Genomic DNA, 20889 nt, shown 5'->3' with positions numbered 1-20889 from the left:
TTATGATGGAAAAAGAAAATTTAAAGAAGTTAATTGATGTTGCTGCTGGCCGAATTCCTGCTGATTTAGTCTTAACTAATGGCAAAATTATTGATGTTTATAATGCACAGGTAATGACTGGGGATGTCGCAATTGTTGATGGCCTTATTGCTGGAATCGGTGGCCAATATGATGGGGATAAGACGGTTGATGTTCATGGTCAATATATTTCACCAGGATTTATTGATCCACATATTCATATAGAATCTGCCTACGTTGGACCAGAAGAGTTTGGCCGTTTAATAACGCCGCATGGGACAACAACGGTCATGGCAGATCCACATGAAATTGTGAATGTAGCGGGCCTAGTTGGACTCGACTATATGATTAATGCAGCTAAAGAAACAGCCCTTAATATCCAATACATGCTGCCTTCATGCGTTCCAGCAACAAAAATGGAAAATTCTGGAGCGGTTATTTCGGCCAAAGACATGATTAAACCACTCACGAATAATGAGACAAGTGGCTTAGCTGAATTTATGGATTTCCCTGGTGTGATTAATGCTGAGAGTGATATTTTAGATAAATTACTGGTCGCAAAAAATTTAAATAAACGAATTGATGGGCATAGTCCTCAAGTTTATGACAAAGATTTAAATGCCTATATTGCCGCAGGAATTCAAAATGATCATGAATGCTCAACCCTTGAAGAAATGCAAAATCGATTAAGCCGTGGTATGTACGTCTTCCTACGTGAAGGATCTGTCACGCATAATTTAAGAACACTATTAAAAGGTGTCACAACCACTAATTCTAGAAGGGCCATTCTATGTGGAGATGATGTCCAAGCGAAAACAATTATTGAAAAGGGTCATTTAGATAATAGTTTGAAAATTTGTATCGAAGAAGGTATAGATCCTTTAGTTGCCATTCAAATGGCGACACTTAATACCGCTGAGTGTTGTGAGCTTAAAGATAGAGGTGCTATTGCACCTGGACTTAGAGCAGACTTAACAATTATTAGTGATTTAACGGATATGCTAATTTCAAGTGTCTATATTGCTGGTGAAAAAGTTGCTGAAGAGGGAAAATATTTACTAGAAACTAAAAGCTATACAATTGATAGTGTCCAATCGTCAGTCCATTTAGCTAACTTTAGTCAAGAAAAATTAGTTCTGCCTCTAACAAGTAATAGAGTTCATGCAATTGAAGTAATTCCTAACGAAGCAATTACAATAGATAGAGAAATTAATGTTAGTCGTGATGAACTAGGTAATTTTATCTACGATTCAAGTATTCCAGTTTCTAAAATTTCAGTTATTGAACGGCACCATGAAACGGGAAATATTTTCACGGGTGTCTTGAAAGATTACGGTATTAAACATGGGGCAATTGCTATTTCTATTGCACATGATTCACATAATTTAATTACAACAGGAACTAATGATCAAGATATGGCGTTGGCAATTGAGACTTTGAAAGATATTCAAGGTGGGATGGTCCTGACAAAAGATAACAAAGTTTTAATATCAATTCCATTGCCAATTGGCGGATTGATGAGTGACCAATCTGGAGAATGGATATCAGAACAGCTTGAACTATTTAATAAAGTTGCTTATAGAGAGCTCGGCATTAATGATACGGTGGATCCTGTGATGACATTAAGCTTTATGTCGTTAGCGGTGATACCGGAATTGAAAATAACTGATATGGGTTTAATTAATATCAATGAATTTAAATTTGAAGATGTTAGTGTGTAAGTCTGTTAAATCAATGATGAACGGTTGCCTTTATATTAAAATTATTGATAATTAGTTTTATTTAAAAAATGAAAGTTTTATCTGATGATTAAATGTGCTAAAATGTACCTGTATTAAAAAATGCAATACAGACGTATTGTAATTTATCTAGGAGGACTTCAAATGTCATTAGTAAATGGTACAAGTATGTTTAACGCTGCTCGTGAAGGTCATTACGCTGTTGGTGCTTTTAACACAAACAACTTAGAATGGACTCGCGGTATTCTTGCTGCAGCCCAAGAAAAAGGTGTTCCAGTTTTAATCCAAACATCAATGGGTGCTGCAAAATATATGGGTGGATATGAATTAGCTTTACACCTTGTTCAAGACACTATTAAATCAATGGGTATCACTGTTCCCGTTGTTATGCATTTAGATCATGGTGATTTTGAAGCTGCTAAAGAATGTATCGAAGTTGGTTACAACTCAGTTATGTTTGATGGTCATGATTTACCATTTGCAGAAAACTTAGAAAAAACAAAAGAAATCGTTGCTTTAGCACATGCTAAAGGTATCTCAGTTGAAGCAGAAGTTGGTTCAATTGGTGGAGAAGAAGATGGAATTGTCGGAGCTGGTGAATTAGCTGACGTTAACGAAGCTAAAGAACTTGCTGCAACAGGAATCGACTACTTAGCTTGTGGAATTGGTAATATTCATGGCCAATACCCAGCTAACTGGACTGGTTTAAACTTCGATCGCTTAGCTGAATTAGCTGCTGTAATCGAACAACCACTTGTATTACATGGTGGTTCAGGTATTCCTAAAGACCAAATCCAAAAAGCTATTAAAATGGGTGTTTCAAAAATCAACGTTAATACTGAATGTCAATTAGTATTCGCTGCTGCTACTCGTAAATATATTGAAGAAGGTAAAGACCAACAAGGTAAAGGTTATGACCCTCGTAAATTATTTGCACCAGGTACAAAAGCAATCACTGATCTTGTTGAAGATCGTATTGAATGGTTCGGTACAAGCGCAGCTAAATAATTTATTATTTAGTTCTTTCAAAAAGAGTTTTCAAAATCGTTATGATTTTGGAAACTCTTTTTTTGTGTCTTGAGAATTGAATGGTCATGGAATTATTAATAAAAGCTAGTTTAATTGGTTATTTGTAAACGTTTGCAATATAATGGAGAAGTACCTAAAACAGACAGAAAAGGGGATACTATGAAAAAAATAATTAATGATCCAAAAAATATTGTAAGTGAAATGGTTAATGGGTTAGTTAAGGCTTATCCACAATACCTACGTAAAATTGATAGTACGGAAGCTATGGTTAGAAGTGATGTGGCATCGATGGAAGATAAAGTTGGACTCATTAGTGGTGGTGGAAGTGGACATGAACCTGCCCATGCTGGTTTTGTAGGTCCCGGTATGTTGTCAGGTGCAGTTGCTGGACAAGTTTTTACTTCACCCACGCCAGACCAAATTTATGAAGCAATCAAAGCTGCTAATCACGGTAAAGGTGTTTTCTGTATTGTGAAAAATTACTCCGGCGATGTCATGAATTTTGATATGGCCAAAGAATTTGCTGAAATAGATGAAATTAAAGTGAAATCAATTGTTGTAGATGATGATATTGCAGTTGAAGATAGTCTATATACACAAGGAAAACGTGGTGTTGCGGGAACAGTGTTCATGCATAAAATATTGGGTGCTGCTGCAGATCAAGGAGCTACATTAGATGAAATAGATGAACTTGCTAAAAAAGTGATGCCAAATATTAAAACAATTGCGATTGCATTGAGTGGTGCGACCGTCCCAGAAGTTGGTAAACCAGGATTTGAACTTGCAGATGATGAAGTTGAATATGGCGTAGGAATTCATGGTGAACCCGGATATCGTCGTGAAAAATTAAAACCTTCTAAGGAATTGGTTGAAGAGTTACTAAGTAAACTAAAAGTTGCATTTGATATGAAATCTGATGATAAATATGCCGTTTTAGTTAACGGATTAGGAGCAACACCGTTAATGGAACAATATATTTTTATGAACGATACGCTTGATCAATTAAATAATAAAAAAGTCGATGTCGCATTTACAAAGGTCGGTAATTATATGACATCATTAGATATGGCTGGAATTTCTTTGACATTATTTAAAATTGAAGATGATAAATGGCTTTCTTATTTAAATTATACGGTAGATACAATCGCTTGGTAAGAGGAGATAATAAAATGCTAACAATTGAAAATACAACAGAATGGTTCCAGATTTTTTCAGAGAAAATAAGTGAAAATAAAGCTTATTTGAGTGAGCTAGATACACCAATTGGTGATGGAGACCACGGAAATAATATGGCTCGTGGTGCCGAAACAATTCAAGATTTATTAAAAAATCAAAAATTTGAATCCTTATCAGACTTATTTAAAAGTGTCGCAATGGCCTTTATTAAATCTGTTGGTGGTGCTTCTGGGCCACTTTATGGAACGGCTTTTATTGAAATGTCTAAATTAAGTAAAGAAACAAATGATCCAGCTAAATTAATAGCTGCGGGACTAGATGGTATTAAAAGACGCGGTGATTCAGATGTTGGAGCTAAAACCATGATTGATGTTTGGAATCCAGTTTTAGGGGATATTAAAATGAAGCAAATAACAGTTGAAAAAATACAAGCAGATGTTGAAGCAACCAAAGAGCTTGTTGCAACAAAGGGACGTGCATCATATCTCGGAGAACGTTCTGTCGGTCATGTTGATCCAGGAGCTATGTCGAGTGGCTATTTATTTGAGGCATTACTGGAAACGGGGGTGCTAGTATGACATATGGGGTTGTAATTGTATCGCATGTTCCTGAAATTGCAGAAGGTATCAAGCGACTATTAGATCAAGTTGCAGCAAGTGTCTCAATCACAACAGCTGGTGGGACTGATGATAACGGAGTTGGTACATCATTTGATAAAATCCAAGCAGCTTTTGACGAAAATAGTGCCGATGAGTTGTTAGCTTTTTATGATTTAGGAAGTGCTAAGATGAATTTAAATATGGTCATGGAATTCACAGATAAAAAAGTTCATCTGTACGATACAGCTTTAATCGAAAGTGCTTATACTGCTGCATCTCTTTTAGAGGCTGATGTTAAATTAGCTGATATTGAGGTTCAACTTGAAGCGTTAAAAATTAAATAGCGTAAAAAAATAACGTTAATCTTAATGATTAACGTTATTTTAGTTAGTCTATAAAGCTAAAGTAATTGCGATAAAGGCCAGTAATGCAGGTAATCCTTGTACTAAAATTATTTTTTTTGCAGATGTTAAACTACCAAAAACAGCAGCAATAAAAACAAATCCTGTAAAAAGCAACAACATTGATTTAAGCGCAGCACCAGTTAGAATGAAAAGTACAATCATTAGACCGATACTAATAAAACCATTGTATAGCCCTTGATTAGCCATTAATACTTTTGATTCTTTCTGATTTAAAAATTCTGGTCTTAATTCAAAGGCTTTTTGAGCGATTGAACTAGTTGAGAAAAATAGTTCAAGAATCATAATAAATAAGTGTTCAAGTGCAACAATCCAAGATAATATAAGTGCAATTAACATAGAAATCTCCCCTTAATCGTTATGGATATAGTATAACGTAATGTAATTGGTAGCACAATCAATCGATTTAATCGCTTACAATGAGAATGCTTTAATATTCAAAAAAAAGACTTATGACAGTGAGTTATTTTGTGTAACATTATATTTTATTAAAGTTATTAAGGAGAATGATATATGCCAACAAATGCAAAAGAAGGAATTATTTTTACAACATTAATGTGCTCGATGATGGTTTTCGTTATGAGTGCATACAATTTATTATTAGTCGGAAAACTAGGTCTTGTGACGTTATTACTTGGATTCATTCCTGGTTTTATTGTTGCTTTTATCTTAGATGTTTTAGTTGTCGGTAAAATTGCGATGGCAATTGCTGATAAGTTACCTCTTAATCATGATAAAATGTGGCAAATGATTCTCGCAATCTCAGGAATGATGATTTGTGGAATGGTCGCTTTTATGTCACTTTATGGGTTACTTATTGAAGGTGGTATGCCTGCTCATTTCTGGTCTGCTTATCTTTCTACTGTTGGACACAATATTATTGTTGCGGTACCGTTACAACTAATTATTGTTGGACCAATTTCAAGAAAAATTTTAAGCATGATTCATGCAAAAGATGAAGCTAAAAGAGTCACACAATAATCGTTTATATTTATAGAAGATTCACCAGTAAAATGGTGAATCTTCTTTTAGTAAAGGCTTGTATTGGAATGACATCGCCTAAAGGGGTTATAATGTAGTTGTTCATTTGAAATAACTTTGACTATAACTTCAAAATACAAAGGAGATTATATTTATGAAAGATTTTCAATTTAAAAATACAACTGATATTCGATTTGGTTCAGATCGTATCGAAACAGAATTACATGATGCGGTTGCACAATTTGGTCCCAATGTATTATTAACATATGGTGGTGGATCAATTAAACGTTCAGGTTTATATGACAAAGTAAAGAAAATTTTGAGTGATTTAAATGTTGTTGAATTAGCAGGAATCGAACCAAACCCTAAAGTGGGTTCAGTTCGTGAAGGTCAAAAGTTAGCTAAAGAAAATAAAATTGATGTTATTTTAGCTGTCGGTGGTGGTTCTGTTGTTGATGCTTCAAAAATGATTGCTTCAGCAGCATTTTATGAAGGAGATCCTTGGGATTTATCATTAGACCCCTCAAAACGTTTCAAAATTGATCAATTACCTTTTGTCGATATTTTAACGTTAGCAGCTACTGGTACTGAAATGAATGCTGGATCAGTTATCTCAAATCCAGAAACAAATGAAAAAATAGGTAGTTTTGGTCCCAAAACACCAGCTGTTTCATTCTTGGATCCAGCATTAACAATGAGTGTTTCAAAATGGCAGACTGCTGCTGGTTCAATTGATATTTTCTCTCATTTGACAGAGCAATACTTTGATAAAGAAAAAAATAATGATGTTTCTGACGGTATGATTGAAGGTATCATGCGAACAGTTATTAAATGGGCACCAATTGCAGTTGCGGAACCTGATAACTATGATGCTCGTGCTAATTTAATGTGGTCATCAACAATGGCATTAAATGGTATTATGCGATTAGGTTATCAAGATGGCTGGACATCCCATTCTATTGAACATGAGTTATCAGCGTACTACGATATTACTCATGGTGTTGGGCTAGGTATTATAACACCTCGTTGGATGAAATTCGTTTTATCTGCGGATACGGTTTCTAAGTTTGCTAAATTTGGTCGCAATGTTTGGCATATTCAAGATGATGATGACCAAGTCGTTGCTGATAAAGCTATTCAATCAGTTTATGACTGGGTTAAATCGTTAGGTGTACCAACAACGTTACCCGGTGTTGACATCAATGAAGAAACAAACTTTAAAGTAATGGCTGAATCAGCTGTTAGAGTTGGAAAATTAGATAGTGCTGTTTATGTTGATATGTCAGTAAATGATGTTATTGATTTATACAAAGCTTCAATGACAACTGAAAGTTTCGAATAAAGTAGTAAAAGCATCTCTGTTTAGAGATGCTTTTTTTGTGCCATAAATCGAAAATTTGTTTTATGATATAAAATTCGGTATGCTAAATAGTAAGGGGTTACAAATTTAGAACAGAAAGAGGGCCTTTATGATAAATAGGATGAAACCACAAGTTATTCAATTTTTATTAATGTTAATTGGGTTAGAAATGATTGCAATAAGTATTAATTTTTTCTACGCACCACAAGAAGTTGCGGTTGGTGGTGCAACTGGTATTGCAATCCTTTTAGAAACAGCTTTTAATTGGAACGTTTCGATTGTATTATTGAGCATTAACATGGCGCTATTGATCTTGGCTTATTTTATGTTAGAGCGTTCAACGACTAAAAAAATTATGATTGGTAGTTTTGTATTACCGTTATTTTTAGCGATTACGCCTCAAATAAATATTGTCGAGGATAGATTATTAGCTGTTATTGTCGGTGGCGCAGTTTTTGCGGTGGGAATATCAATTCTCTATCGAATTGATGCATCCAGTGGTGGAACAACGGTTCCACCACTAATAATCAAAAAATATTTCAATATTAAACCTGCAACCAGTCTATTAATAATTGATGGTATTGTGTGTTTTTTCAATATATTTGTCTCGGGTTCTGAAGCATTTATTTTAGCGATTTTTTCTTTAATAATCACGTATTTAATTATGAATTATATTGAAACGGGATTGGACCGTAAAAAAGTTTTATATGTGATGAGTACAGAAGAGGGATTAAAAAAATTAAAAGAAGATATTAATACAACTATAGATAGAGGTCTAACAATCTTTGATGCTAAAGGTGGTTATTCAGGTGAAAGCAAAGAAATGTTGATGATTATTGTTGAAAATCAAAATTATCAACAAATGTTAAATAAGGTGCATACGATTGATCCAAATGCATTTATCATCGTATATAATATCGCAGAAGTTCATGGCGCAAATTTGTCTGGGATTGAATAGGAGATTTTGACATGTACTTAATGAATTGGTTTAATGGCACGGATTATTTTTGGCTAGGGATGACTGATAAAGGATTGAGTTTTGTTGGGTCGCCTAATGGGTTAAGAAGTGAAATTGAAATATTTTATCCAAGAACTAAATTCGAAGAGAATGACAAGATTTTTAAAAGTATAATTGAAGAACTACAAGCCTATTTTGACCATGAAATTCAAAAATTTACGATCCCCGTTGATTTTAATTTGAGTGGGACGATGCTGCAAAAAGAAATTTGGGGACAACTTCAACTTATTCCATACGGTGAAACGAGAACGTATTCTGAGTTAGCTTTAGAAGTTGATTATCCTAAAGCAATTCGCGCTGTTGCTAGTGCAGTTGGTCGTAATCCTATATTAATTGTAATACCTTGTCATCGTATTTTAAGAAAAGATGGCAGCTTAGGGGGTTATCGCGGTGGGATTAATATGAAAAAGCAACTACTAGAAATAGAACGCAAATAAAAAACCGACATTACAAGGGGAGGCAATGTCGGAAAAGGGTAAGGGTGATTAACTTCGGGGAAAGTTGATCATCTTATTTAATTTATTCGGGGAAATAAATTAAAATTAAAAGTTATTAATTAAGGTATGAAGTTATTCTAACAAGTAAATGTGAAGAAAATATGACGTTAAAAAGAAAAACTATAAATGTAAAAAAAACACCACTACTTTTAAAAGTAGTGGTGAGAAAATACTAATCTATTCGAGACTCTGGGGGGAGTAGGTTAGATCTAGATGAAAAATTAAACTAAAATATAATCGTATTTTTTTATAGTAGAATTAAGTTACACACAAAGTATCTTGTGTGTATATTTATAGTATACGGCTTTATTTATTAAAACATAGGCATGTGACAGTTTTGTTAGTTTACAATTAACATTGTAAGGTGATATGAAATTTGATTTGGAGGAAGGTATTTTGAATTTTATAGAGAAAGTGAAAATGACCAAAACGGTTTTAGTTGAGTGGAATACGCCAAGCACGCTTAATCTGGATAATTTTTTTAAAGGTGCTAGCGCACTAATGAAATTAGATATTGACGCATTATCAATTACGGATAATCCTTTAGGGATGCCCCGCGTTTCAAATATATTATTGGGATATAAACTTAGTGAAAAACAGATTCCAGTAATCCTACATTTAACAACACGGGATTACAACTTAGTCGGATTAGAATCTAAATTAATGGGATTAAGTGCTGTTGGTTTAAATAATTTAATGATTATTAAAGGGAATCCTACAAAAATACAAGGTGCCACAAATGTCTATGATTTAACATCGCAACAATTAATTACAACAATTAAAAAAATGAATCAAGGAATATCGCCATCTAATCGTGAATTAAATAGTAAATCACAATTTAAAGTTGGTGGGGCATTTAATATTAATGCGATAAATTTAGATTTTGAATTTGAAGATATTAATCGAAAAATTCATTCAGGAGTAGATTATATTATCACGCAACCGGTATTTGATATGACAAATGTTCAGCGATTAAAAGATTGGATCACCATTAATGAAGTGGCTATACCTATTTTTATCAGTGTAATGCCGATACTTTCATTTGAGCGTGCTCAATTTATTCAAGATAACGTTCAGGGTATTGAACTACCAAATAAGTTTATGGCAGAATTGAAACAAGCGGCGTTGCAAAATGATGAACGTAAGGTCGGTATTGCAGCTTCGCAAAATTTAATTGAATCGTTATCAAACCTTTTTAATGGTGTTCATATAGTGACGCCAGGTTCAGACTATCAAGCAATCATTGAAATTATGCAAGGCCAATAAAAAAAATCCACTACCTGGGAGAGGTAATGGATTAAAAGGAGTAGGGATAATTAATATTCGGGAAGAAATTAATTATCATTTTAATTTGTTTGGGAGAACAAATTAAAGTTAAAAGTTATTTAATTAAGGTATGTTTATATAATAACAAGTAATTATGAAGAAAGTGTGACGAAATTATGTTAAATAAAAGAGAATAAAGAAGTTAGGTATATTTAGCGTATAAGCATTGATAAAGTTAGGTTTTGAAAGAGTAAATACTTATTTTTAGGCAAAAAAAAACGACATCGTAACATAAGTTACAGTGTCGAAAAGGGTAAAACAGTCAAAATCAATTGGGGGATTGATTTTGGTATTCAGTCCTTGGGGGAGGTACTGAATAAGTTTTATTGATTAGGTTACTCATTTAATATAACAAGTATATACCGAAAATGCAAGGGGTAAATTAAATAAAATTAAAAATAAAATTATTAATACCAATTTATCACTTTTCGCGGTAACATATTAATAGAATTAAATTAAATTGGCCTTTTTAATCGTATTGGGTAAGTGGTCAAGTGAAGCTGGGGATTTTTTTATGTATATGGAAGATTTTTTAGATGGGCAGGAAAGAACTTTTAACCAAATACTAGAACTATTACAAACACATGGTGGTTATTTAAGTAAGAAAAAATTAATGGAATTACTCCAAATATCTGGTAATTCTTTACGAATGTACCTAAAAAATATTGAAATAACGCTTGAGGAAGCTACCGCTTCAGGTCATGTTCATTTTGAAGTGAGCGCTAATAACGTTGAATTTGAAGTAGATGGTACGACAAATTTATCGAATATTAGTACTGATTTTTTAAGAGAATCGTATAAATACAAAATAATAATGTATTTGTATGCGAATGAAACATTGAATTTAATTGATCTTGAGAACGAATTACATATCAGTGGGTCGTCAATAACAAGGTGAATTAAAGAATTAAATGAAACGTTAGCAGGATTTGATCTAAAAATTAAAAATCGACGATTAGTTGGGACTAAAATTCAACTGAATTATTTTTATTACCTTTTTTTCATTAGGGTGGTTCCATTCACTGATCGCGAAGAACTCTTATCTAGAAATGAGACGATTAACGATTACGTTAATGTTTTAGATGAACAATATGACTTAGGATGGAAAGACGACGAGAAACTTAGAGTTTTTCTATGGCTTAAAATTTATATTCGAATTAATTCATATAAAGAGCAACATGTTCAGACATTAACGCCTATTTCTCGTGAATTAATCAAAAATAATCTCGCATACAGTAAAGTTAAATTAAGTCTTTTTAGATTTTTAAAAAAATATTCACTTTCCTTTTCTGAAGAAGATGCTGTTGGGTTCTATTACTTTTTAATTGGATTTGATTTAATTAAAAACGATTCTGAATTATATGTTCAAATTAAAGATGACGATATTGATAAAAAAACACCCATCAATAGTGCAATTAGTCTTTTTTGGAGTGATATTGAGAAATATACTTACTTCAAACGGGATTCAAAAATTTCTTATAATTTATTTAATTCATACAGCAAATTAGCCATATTTAAAGGTGAAAGTTTTAGTTATAATCGAACAATTATGGAATTTAATCGTAAATCATTAGAACGAGAAGACTTTTCGCAGATCATTCAAAAATTATTGACGGCGTATCAATCTGTTACACAGTTCGATGGCTTAAATTCGCCAGATGATTTATATTATCTACAAAATCAGTATTTATATATCTTGAATATTTTAAACTTCGAGTTTGATGACGTTTTAAAAATTGGCTTATTAATTAATCGTGATCCAATTATGGAAAAACTAACCGTAATCATTATGGAACGTGTTTTAAGCAGCGTTTTAAACGCTCAAGTAGAAATTTATCAAGAAGGTAAAGAATATGATTTAATTGTGACAAATAGGATGGGTGTTAACCAAGATCAATTTAATTCACCATTATATGTGATGTCAGAAATTGGTGTTAGTTCAGATCAAGTTATTACTGATGTCGTAAATGAAATTTTAGAAATTGATAAGGTTAGAAAAATTAACACGCAAAGCTTGGAGGAAAAATAATGAAGTATGTCATTATCGGCGGAACGCACGCAGGGATAGCTGCCGCTAGAACAATTTCAAAATCAGATCCAAATGCCGAAGTAATTATTATGGAAATGAAAGATAGCGTTAGCTATATCTCATCTGGAATTAATTTGTTATTTGATGGGGTTATTGATAACTTAGAAGAAGCGAGTTATGCGACACCTGCTGCGTTAGAGTCTGAAGGTATTAAATTGATGCTTGGTACTGAAGTGTTGCACGTTAGTACGGAGGATAAACGTTTATACTTTGTTAATGCAGATAAACAATACAGTTACAGCAACTATGACAAATTAATTTTAGCTAATGGGTCTAAGGTTGTTAAACCACATATTAAAGGGATAGATAATGAAAATGTTGTTTTTTATAAAAATTTAGAAGAATCAAAAAAGGCTATGGAACAGTTGTGCCCAACTAATAGGCGTATTTTAATTGTTGGTGCAGGATTAGTGGGGCTTGCATTAGCTAGCTCAATTTATGAGGGACGTAAAGGCGAAAAAGTTGATGTTACAGTAGTTGAAGCTATGGGAGGTGTTTTGACACGGTACGTAGATCAAGAAATTGGTAATCGGATAATTGATGATTTAAGAGAAAAAGGGATAAAGATTGTATTAAAAAATGATGTTCATGCTATTAATGTGGATGAGAATAACAAAATAGTTAGCGTTTCGACAACTGACCAAGAAATCGCCTGTGATTTAGTCGTTTTTTCGGTTGGATTAAAACCTAACAATGATTTTTTGAGAGACGCTGTTGAACTTAATCAAAATAATACCATTAAAATCAATGATTACATGCAGACAAGTGATAAAGACATCTATGCAGCAGGTGATAATGCCGGATTTAAACAAACTGTCAGCCAACGTCGAGAGTATCAACCTCTTGTTAATAACGCTATTAAAGGTGCAATTGTGGCGGCGTATAACTGTACGGGTCTATTTAGTCCTGTTAAAGTTGAAACGACGCAAGGAACAGCGGGGATGAACTTATTCGGTCATTATTTAGCAACGACAGGTGTCACTGAAGAAAACGCACCATATATCGGATTGGATGTTCTATCCAATACAATTGAAAATAAGATTCAATATGATTACGTTAAAAATGGTTCCAAAATACTTATAAAAGTTGTGTACAGGAAAGATACTGAAGTCATTGTTGGTGCACAAATTTATTCGAAACATGATATTTTAGATATGATTAATATCATGTCAGTAGCTATTAATATGCAAATGACGATGGCTAAATTATCATCAATGGATTTTTATTTTAATCCTGAATACAATAAAGCGTTAAATACTTTAAATGAAGTTGCCCTTACGAGAAGGACAAAAGACCGTCATATCAGTAAATAAGCTGTAAATGTCAAAATTTGCGAGTTAACCCTCAAATATTAATATTTTTTATGGGGAATTACATGGCATAATAAGTCTTGTAAATAAATGATTCAAAGAGTTTATTGATTAGGACACAGAATATCGAAGAGAAAATTTAGTGTGGGGACGCTTGTTTTCTAAAAAGTTGGTTGCTTAATATAATTAAGCAACTTTTTTTTTGTCTAAAAAATAAAATTGGTATAGATGTTTAATTTATTTTCTAAAGCCTTGTATACACGTTTTTCACTTGATTTGTATTTGATTTGAATTTTTTTGGTCTAACCTGTATGATAGTTTTTATAAGAAAAAAAGGGGATAAAAAATGAAAAGTTATTTACAGAGAATGGGACGTTCGTTAATGTTGCCTATCGCAGTACTACCGGCAGCAGCATTACTGGTTGGAATTGGAACTTGGTTGCCACAAGATTGGTTTGCGGCGGCATTTATGCAGGCCGGCGGAAACGCAATTCTAGGTAATCTAGCATTATTATTTGCTGCTGGTTTAGCTTTAGGAATGTCGACTAACAAGGATGGCGCAGCTGCGTTAGCTGGTGTTGTTGCATTTGAAATTCCAGTTAAAATGTTGGAACCGACTTCGGTTGCGGCTTTATTAGGAGTAAAAGTAACAGATGTTGATCCTGCATTTAGTTCTATCAGTAGTAATGTGTTTATTGGGATTATTGCCGGATTAATTGCGGCAGCAATGTATAATCGTTTCCATAGTGTGAAGTTACCAATGGCTATTTCATTCTTTAGTGGGAAACGATTAGTACCCATTATGTCAGCATTGGTAATGATTTTTGTTACCTTAGCTTTATTATTTGCATGGCCAGTTGTTTATGCTTGGTTAGTTGCATTTGGTAAGTTTATGGTTGGACTTGGATGGGTTGGAGCTGGTTTATACGGATTCTTCAACCGGCTTTTAATTCCAACCGGATTACATCAAGCGTTGAATTCAGTATTTTGGTTCGACGTTGCTAAAATTAATGATATCGGGAACTTTTGGAGTAATACAGGAATTAAAGGAACTACAGGTATGTACATGGCAGGATTTTTCCCAATCATGATGTTTGGGCTACCAGCTGGTGCGTATGCCATTTATCGAAATGCTTTACCTGAACGTAAAAAAGAAGTTGGCTCATTGATGCTAGCTGGTGCATTTGCATCATTTTTCACAGGCGTGAGTGAACCTTTAGAATTTTCATTTATGTTCGTTGCATGGCCTTTATACGTCATTCATGCGGCATTAACCGGGTTATCTTTAGCTTTTGCCGCATTTATGCACTGGACAGCTGGATTTACATTTAGTGCGGGCTTAGTTGATTACGTCTTGAGTATACGTGTACCAATGGCTAATATGCCACTAATGCTGTTGGTACAAGGTGTTGTGATGGCAATTATTTATTACACACTATTCAATTTTGCCATTAAGAAATTTAACTTAATGACACCAGGTCGCGAACCAATTACTGAAGATATTCAACTATCGCCTGAATTAGGGGATGACAAATATGCACGACAAGCTCAAATTGTTTACGCTGCTATTGGTGGTAAAGATAATTTAACAGTCGTTGATAATTGTACAACCCGTCTTCGTCTACAAGTTAAAGATACAAGCCATATTAATGAAGATGCACTTAAAGCATCAGGTGCTGCTGGGTTTAAAGTTATCGATAAAACAAATATTCAAGTCGTTATTGGAACTGAAGTTCAATTTGTTGCTGACGAGCTTGGTAAGTTATATGAGTCAAAGGCTGATTCTATTTCATTAAGTAATGAAAAGTTACAGGCTGAGACGGATAAATCAAGCGCTACAGCTAATCATAATGATTCAACGGTTATTGGTAGTGAAACGTTTTATACGGTTGCAGAGGGCGAATTAATGTCTATTTCGGATGTTAAAGATGCTACCTTTGCTGAAAAAATGTTGGGTGATGGTTATGCAGTCGAACCAGCTAATGGCGAAATTTATACACCGGTTGCTGGTAAAGTAGCAAGTATCTTTCCAACGAAACATGCAATTAGTATCACGACTGAAACGGGATTAGAAGTCCTATTACACATGGGAATTGATACCGTTCAATTAGAAGGTAAACCTTTTGAAGTGACTATTTCTGAAGGCGAAACTCTTAAACCAGGTGACTTAGTTGCGCGAGTTGATTTAAACGCAATTAAAGCTGCTGGTAAGGAAACAACGATGATGGTCGTTTTAACGAATATGGATAAAGTGTCTAATATAACGTTTGATCATTTGAATGAGACAGTTAAAGCCAATGAAGTTTCGGCAATTGTTCAAACTAAATAAGAATAAATGAAGCAGGCCAAAACTTTTGGTCTGCTTTTTTGGTATAGGTAGCTGGTTTATAAAAAAGCTTATATATAATAATATGACTCATTTAATAAGTTGTAATTGGTATTGGCAAACCGGCATGGTATAGTGACTGTAAGCGCATCATAAAATGAAGGAGGCCATTTAAATGAATCCCTATTATTTAACGTTATTGGAAAAAAGATTTCCGACTAAACAAAGTATTGTCACTGAAATTATTAATTTAGAGGCCATTCTTAATCTACCCAAAGGAACGGAGCATTTTGTTAGTGATGTTCACGGTGAATATAACGCATTTCAACATGTTTTAAGAAATGGTTCAGGAAATGTTAAACAAAAAATTCAAGAAATTTTTGAAGGCCGTTTGACTGAAGAGAGTATACAGGACTTTGCAATCTTAATTTATTATCCAGAAGAAAAACTAATTGCTAAAAAACAACAATTCACTTCACAACCTGAATTGGAGCAGTGGTATTTAGATACCATTGCCAGAATGATAGAGTTGTTACAAAAGACAGCAACAAAATATTCCCGTTCGAAGGTACGAAAGGCACTATCACCTGATTTTATGTATATAACAGAGGAATTATTATATAGTAATTCCAATGAACTTGATCAAAAAGATTATTATAATCGTATAATAGAAAATTTAATTAAATTAAATCAAGCAGAAGCATTTTTAACGGCTACAGCGTATACGATTCAAAGGTTAATCGTTGACCATTTACACGTAATTGGGGATATTTTTGATCGTGGTCCTGCGCCAGATAAAATTATGAAGACACTTCTTGATTATCATTCAGTTGACATTCAATGGGGAAATCATGATATTTTATGGTTAGGTGGTGCTGCTGGCTCGCCTTTATGTATCGCTAATTTATTGCGAATTTGTGCTAGATATAATAATTTAGCTATTGTTGAAGATGCATATGGGATTAATTTACGCCATTTAGCAACATTTGCCGATAAAACGTATCAAGATAATCCAGCATTTTCACCGAAAGTTAATTCAGCACAAGAAAAAATCAAAGAAGACGAACGACTTTTAATGACCAAAATACACCAGGCAATCGCTATTATTCAATTTAAATTAGAAGGACAGATTATTAAAAGACGTCCTGATTTTGATATGGCAAATCGTGCGATTTTAGAAAAGATTTGGAACAAAGGGTCAAAAATAGAAATCGATGGGAAACATTATTCACTACAAGATACTTGTTTTCAAACAGTTGATTGGGCAGATCCGTATAAATTAACAGATGATGAGTCAGAAATAATGGATAAATTAGTAGAATCATTTATCCATGCGACTAAATTACGAGAACATCTAGATTTTATGATGGCACGTGGTAGTATGTTTAAACGATATAATGGGAACTTGTTAGTTCACGGCTGTATTCCAGTTACACAAGAAGGTAAATTGGAGGGCTTTGAGCTAAAAGGGAAAGCATATGCAGGACCAGAATTATTAGCTTTTTTTGAAGATAATTTACGTAAAAGCTATGCTAAACCTAAAAAATCTACTGACCTTGAAACTGATTTACTTTGGTATTTATGGCAAGGACCCAAATCGCCTTTATTTGGGAAACATGCGATGAAAACTTTTGAACGTTACTTTATTAATGATGAAGAAGTTCAAGTTGAGATACCAAATGCGTATTACAAATTACGACATGATGAAGCATTTTGTCGTCATATATTAGAAGAATTCGGGCTTAATCCAGATAACGGTAAAATAATTAATGGGCATACACCAGTTAAGCGTGGGCACAAGCCGGTTATGGCCAATAAAAAGATGATTGTGATTGATGGTGGTTTCTCAAAAGCTTACCAATCAACTACTGGAATTGGTGGATATACGCTGCTCTCTAATTCATATGGCTTACAATTAGTTGCTCACCAACCCTTTACGTCTAAGTGGGATTCAATTGAAAATGGGACAGATATTATTTCAGTGAAACGAATTATTGATAGTGAAGTTAAAAGACAAACAATTGCTGAAACTGATATGGGAAAAGAACTTGCTAGTCGTGTTGTAGAATTAAAAAAATATTTACAGAGTAAATAAAAAATCTTACTGAAAAGTAAGATTTTTTATTTAGGTTATGATTTTCTGTGTAAAAGGAGAAAAGTAAGCCAGCAAATATTAGTGTGTAAATGTAAAAAAGATTGCGGTATACTAGTGGTAAGCGTTTTCTTTTAGCGTGTAAGGGAGTAGTGATAACTTGGGAGATCGAAAAAATGATATTTATAATCTTTTAAAAAATAAGGAAATAGCGATGGATGCGACACAGATTGCAGACGAGCTTAATTGCAATCGCGCAAATGTGAGTCGTTATTTGAATGATTTATATAAAAATGGTGACGTTACAAAAAGTGATGGGCGCCCTGTTCTCTATCAGTGGGCATCACTTGAAGAAAAAGAAACACGTCAAAAAGAAATTAATGATAAAAGTGTTAAAGAGATGAGTTTCAAAAAGTTAATCGGGTCTAATGATTCATTAAAGGTTATGATCCAACAAGCCGAAGCAGCCATTTTATATCCACCAAGAGGACTACACACAATTATTTTTGGTGAAACGGGAACGGGTAAATCTTTGTTTGCTGAATGTATGTATCAGTTTGCATTAGAATCAGAAATGGTGAAGGCTGATGCGCCTTTTATCCGGTTTAATTGTGCGGATTATGCGAATAATCCACAGTTACTTTTTGCGCATATATTTGGTGTTAAAAAAGGGGCCTACACAGGTGCTGATCAAGATAAAAAAGGATTAATGGATAAAGCTAACGGTGGTATTTTATTCTTAGATGAAATTCATCGATTACCTCCTGAGGGACAAGAAATGCTCTTTACCTTTATTGATAAGGGGTTTTATCGGCCTTTAGGAGAGTCTTCAATTACTAAAGAAGCGAGTGTACAGATTATTGGGGCAACGACTGAAACGTCAGAAAATTTTTTGAGCACATTTAATCGACGTATTCCAATGGCAATTACATTACCGCCTATCTCAAAACGAACAATTGATGAACGTTATGGGATAGTCATGAATTTTTTTGAACAAGAAGTCGGTAGATTGAGCCAAGATATTATTGTTGAGCGAGATGCGATGCTTGCATTAATGTTATACGAGCCTGAAGCAAATATTGGTCAAATTCAGAGGGATATTAAAGTTGTTTGTGCAAAGGCCTTCTTGTATTTTAGAACGCATGAAACGGCTTCGTTATATATCAGATTAAAAGACTTACCATTGAATGTTCAAAAAGGACGTTTGGAAGGTAAATCCAAATATAAAAAAATTGATGTCTTAATGGAACGTTTAGCGAAACGAACAAATGAAAAAAATACAAAAGTTGTGACTTTTAAAAATAGCGAAACGGTAGAAAAAAACGATCAAAAACCAACGGTTTATGAAACAATTGATAAAAAAGTGAGTGAAACTGATAAACAGAATTTTAAATCACTAAATCTTAAAACGTTAATCGATTCAGATGATAAAGGTTATTTTAAAGATTACATTGAACAATTATCGGGTGAAGGCGTTCGAAAAGAGTTACTACCAGATGATATTTGGACGGTTACCAATGAAGTTTATGACTTAGCCCAGAATAAATTAGGGCAAAAATATAATGAAAATGCACGATTTGCATTTGGATTACACCTTGTTAGTGCTATTGAAAGAATCAGGAAAAATGTCGCAATTATTCATCCTGATTTAAATAATTTACGACAAAAAAATCCAAAAGCCTTTCGTGTTGCACTGGAAATGGCAGATAAAATTGAACATGAATTTGATATTGAAATTCCATTAGATGAAATTGGATTTATTACAATGTTTTTGAGCTCTGATTTAAGTGTTAAGAAACAACAAAATGAAATTAAAGTCGGTATCATCGTGCTAATGCACGGGGCATCAACGGCTTCTTCTATGTTACAGACAGCACAAGAATTACTTGGTACAACAAAGGGAAAAGCAATTAATATGCCACTTGATGTAAATGTTTCGGAAATTTATGATCAAGTACGAGATTATGTACTGGATAGTCAGGAACAATTGAAAAAAGGGTTATTACTTTTAACTGACATGGGCTCTTTAACTAGTTTTGCATCAATGTTAGGTGAAGAAACAGGGATTAATATTCGAGCTGTTTCAATGACGAGTACGTTAGTTGTGCTTGAATCATTAAGAATTGCGATTGCCGGTCGTGAACTAGAAGATATTTACGCAAATGCACAACATATTTTTGAATCGTCTGTAAAAGAGCAGTTTTTCCATATGCATCCTAGGAAAAAAGCAGTTATCGTAGCTTGTTTTACCGGCGAAGGTGTCGCCGCAAGATTATATGATCGTATTATGCCAATTGTAAACGAAGACGAAGTTAAAGTAATTCGGATGCAATATTTAGAAAAAGATGCATTTAAAAAGCACATTAATACATTAATGCGCGATTATGATGTGAAGGCAATTGTTGGTACCGTCGAGGTTTCTTACCAAAGAGTGCCATTCTTTTCTGCTTTAGATATCTTTAATGATGAAACCTTACAAGTTTTGCAGCGGATGTTGTCTGATAACGACTTAACGCGAGAAACAATTAATGCATTGGAAGGTAGTATTAATTCAGTTAATTCTGTCCCAGATTTAATTCATACTATTCAAACCATGATTATTAAAATTTAATCAGATTTACAGATTGTTCTTGATCCAGAGATTATCGTAGGGATCATGATGCATCTAGCATTTCTAGTAGATTCAAGATTGAAAAATCAATCAATTAAACCGTTTAAGAATGTCCAAGAATTTTCAGCTGAGAATCATTTACAGATGGAAATAGTTAAAACGGCCCTGATTATTGTTGAAAAAATGTATAATATTAAGATTTCAGATGATGAAGTTGCCTATATTGTCCAAATTTTTATGGGTAATACGTTGAATAAAGTCAGTGTGTAATAGTGACTAGTAGTGTGCAAATAAAA

General features: G+C 33.6%; 15 protein-coding genes and 2 pseudogenes. 16 read left to right on the top strand and 1 reads right to left on the bottom strand.

The window, feature by feature from the left end; genetic code table 11:
• Positions 1 to 5 precede the first annotated feature (5 nt).
• The 5 genes from ade (at position 6) to dhaM (ending at position 4905) form a co-directional block, all read left to right on the top strand.
• On the top strand, positions 6 to 1739 hold the full coding sequence (gene ade / locus AC1RPG_RS00940; protein WP_481761144.1) for an adenine deaminase: 1734 nt from the start codon (positions 6 to 8) through the stop codon (positions 1737 to 1739).
• A gap of 162 nt (positions 1740 to 1901) precedes the next feature.
• Positions 1902 to 2765: a class II fructose-1,6-bisphosphate aldolase gene (gene fba / locus AC1RPG_RS00935; RefSeq protein ID WP_481760998.1), complete on the top strand. Its 864-nt coding sequence runs from the start codon at positions 1902 to 1904 to the stop codon at positions 2763 to 2765.
• 180 nt (positions 2766 to 2945) lie between these two features.
• Complete coding sequence (gene dhaK, locus AC1RPG_RS00930; protein WP_481760997.1) at positions 2946 to 3941, top strand: dihydroxyacetone kinase subunit DhaK; 996 nt, start codon at positions 2946 to 2948, stop codon at positions 3939 to 3941.
• Positions 3942 to 3955: 14 nt separating this feature from the next.
• Positions 3956 to 4540, top strand: a complete 585-nt coding sequence (dhaL, locus tag AC1RPG_RS00925) for a dihydroxyacetone kinase subunit DhaL (RefSeq protein WP_481760996.1) — start codon at positions 3956 to 3958, stop codon at positions 4538 to 4540.
• Positions 4537 to 4905, top strand: coding sequence for a dihydroxyacetone kinase phosphoryl donor subunit DhaM (dhaM, locus tag AC1RPG_RS00920; RefSeq protein ID WP_481760995.1), 369 nt, complete (start codon positions 4537 to 4539; stop codon positions 4903 to 4905). Before dhaL ends, dhaM begins: the two co-directional genes overlap by 4 nt.
• 48 nt (positions 4906 to 4953) lie before the next feature.
• Here dhaM and AC1RPG_RS00915 read toward each other — a convergent pair whose 3' ends face one another.
• Positions 4954 to 5322: a DUF1304 domain-containing protein gene (locus tag AC1RPG_RS00915; RefSeq protein ID WP_409021750.1), complete on the bottom strand. Its 369-nt coding sequence runs from the start codon at positions 5320 to 5322 to the stop codon at positions 4954 to 4956.
• 174 nt (positions 5323 to 5496) lie between these two features.
• Between AC1RPG_RS00915 and AC1RPG_RS00910 the strand changes: the two genes are divergently transcribed.
• The 11 genes and pseudogenes from AC1RPG_RS00910 to AC1RPG_RS00860 all read left to right on the top strand — a co-directional run bounded on the left by AC1RPG_RS00910 (position 5497) and on the right by AC1RPG_RS00860 (position 20863).
• Entirely contained in the window at positions 5497 to 5964 is a 468-nt protein-coding gene (locus tag AC1RPG_RS00910; RefSeq protein WP_481760994.1) for a DUF2798 domain-containing protein, read from the top strand.
• A 154-nt stretch (positions 5965 to 6118) separates the two neighbouring features.
• On the top strand, positions 6119 to 7306 hold the full coding sequence (locus AC1RPG_RS00905; protein ID WP_481760993.1) for an iron-containing alcohol dehydrogenase: 1188 nt from the start codon (positions 6119 to 6121) through the stop codon (positions 7304 to 7306).
• A gap of 127 nt (positions 7307 to 7433) precedes the next feature.
• Positions 7434 to 8282 (top strand): YitT family protein, encoded by an 849-nt coding sequence (locus AC1RPG_RS00900; RefSeq protein ID WP_481760992.1) that lies wholly within the window; start codon positions 7434 to 7436, stop codon positions 8280 to 8282.
• 11 nt (positions 8283 to 8293) lie between these two features.
• Positions 8294 to 8779, top strand: coding sequence for a methylated-DNA--[protein]-cysteine S-methyltransferase (locus AC1RPG_RS00895; protein ID WP_481760991.1), 486 nt, complete (start codon positions 8294 to 8296; stop codon positions 8777 to 8779).
• Between the two features lie 456 nt (positions 8780 to 9235).
• Positions 9236 to 10105 carry a methylenetetrahydrofolate reductase gene (locus AC1RPG_RS00890; protein ID WP_481762168.1) on the top strand — a complete coding sequence of 290 codons (870 nt, stop codon included), beginning with the start codon at positions 9236 to 9238 and terminating at the stop codon, positions 10103 to 10105.
• A 574-nt stretch (positions 10106 to 10679) separates the two neighbouring features.
• Positions 10680 to 11156: pseudogene (locus tag AC1RPG_RS00885) on the top strand (helix-turn-helix domain-containing protein); the annotation flags it as partial.
• A gap of 18 nt (positions 11157 to 11174) precedes the next feature.
• Positions 11175 to 12194, top strand: a complete 1020-nt coding sequence (locus AC1RPG_RS00880) for a hypothetical protein (protein ID WP_481761150.1) — start codon at positions 11175 to 11177, stop codon at positions 12192 to 12194.
• On the top strand, positions 12194 to 13567 hold the full coding sequence (locus AC1RPG_RS00875) for an FAD-dependent oxidoreductase (protein WP_481760989.1): 1374 nt from the start codon (positions 12194 to 12196) through the stop codon (positions 13565 to 13567). The genes AC1RPG_RS00880 and AC1RPG_RS00875 overlap by 1 nt, the downstream gene beginning before the upstream one ends.
• Before the next feature lie 343 nt (positions 13568 to 13910).
• Positions 13911 to 15893: an N-acetylglucosamine-specific PTS transporter subunit IIBC gene (gene nagE, locus AC1RPG_RS00870; protein ID WP_481760988.1), complete on the top strand. Its 1983-nt coding sequence runs from the start codon at positions 13911 to 13913 to the stop codon at positions 15891 to 15893.
• A 172-nt stretch (positions 15894 to 16065) separates the two neighbouring features.
• On the top strand, positions 16066 to 17985 hold the full coding sequence (locus AC1RPG_RS00865; protein ID WP_481760987.1) for a fructose-1,6-bisphosphatase: 1920 nt from the start codon (positions 16066 to 16068) through the stop codon (positions 17983 to 17985).
• Positions 17986 to 18142: 157 nt separating this feature from the next.
• Positions 18143 to 20863, top strand: a pseudogene (locus AC1RPG_RS00860) (sigma-54-dependent transcriptional regulator).
• The last annotated feature ends 26 nt before the right edge of the window (positions 20864 to 20889 follow it).

The sequence above is a fragment of the Dellaglioa sp. CoH-57-MRSF-18 genome (assembly GCF_056781995.1).
Note: the sequence above shows the minus strand (reverse complement) of the source record. Positions and strands in the feature narration are given on the sequence as shown.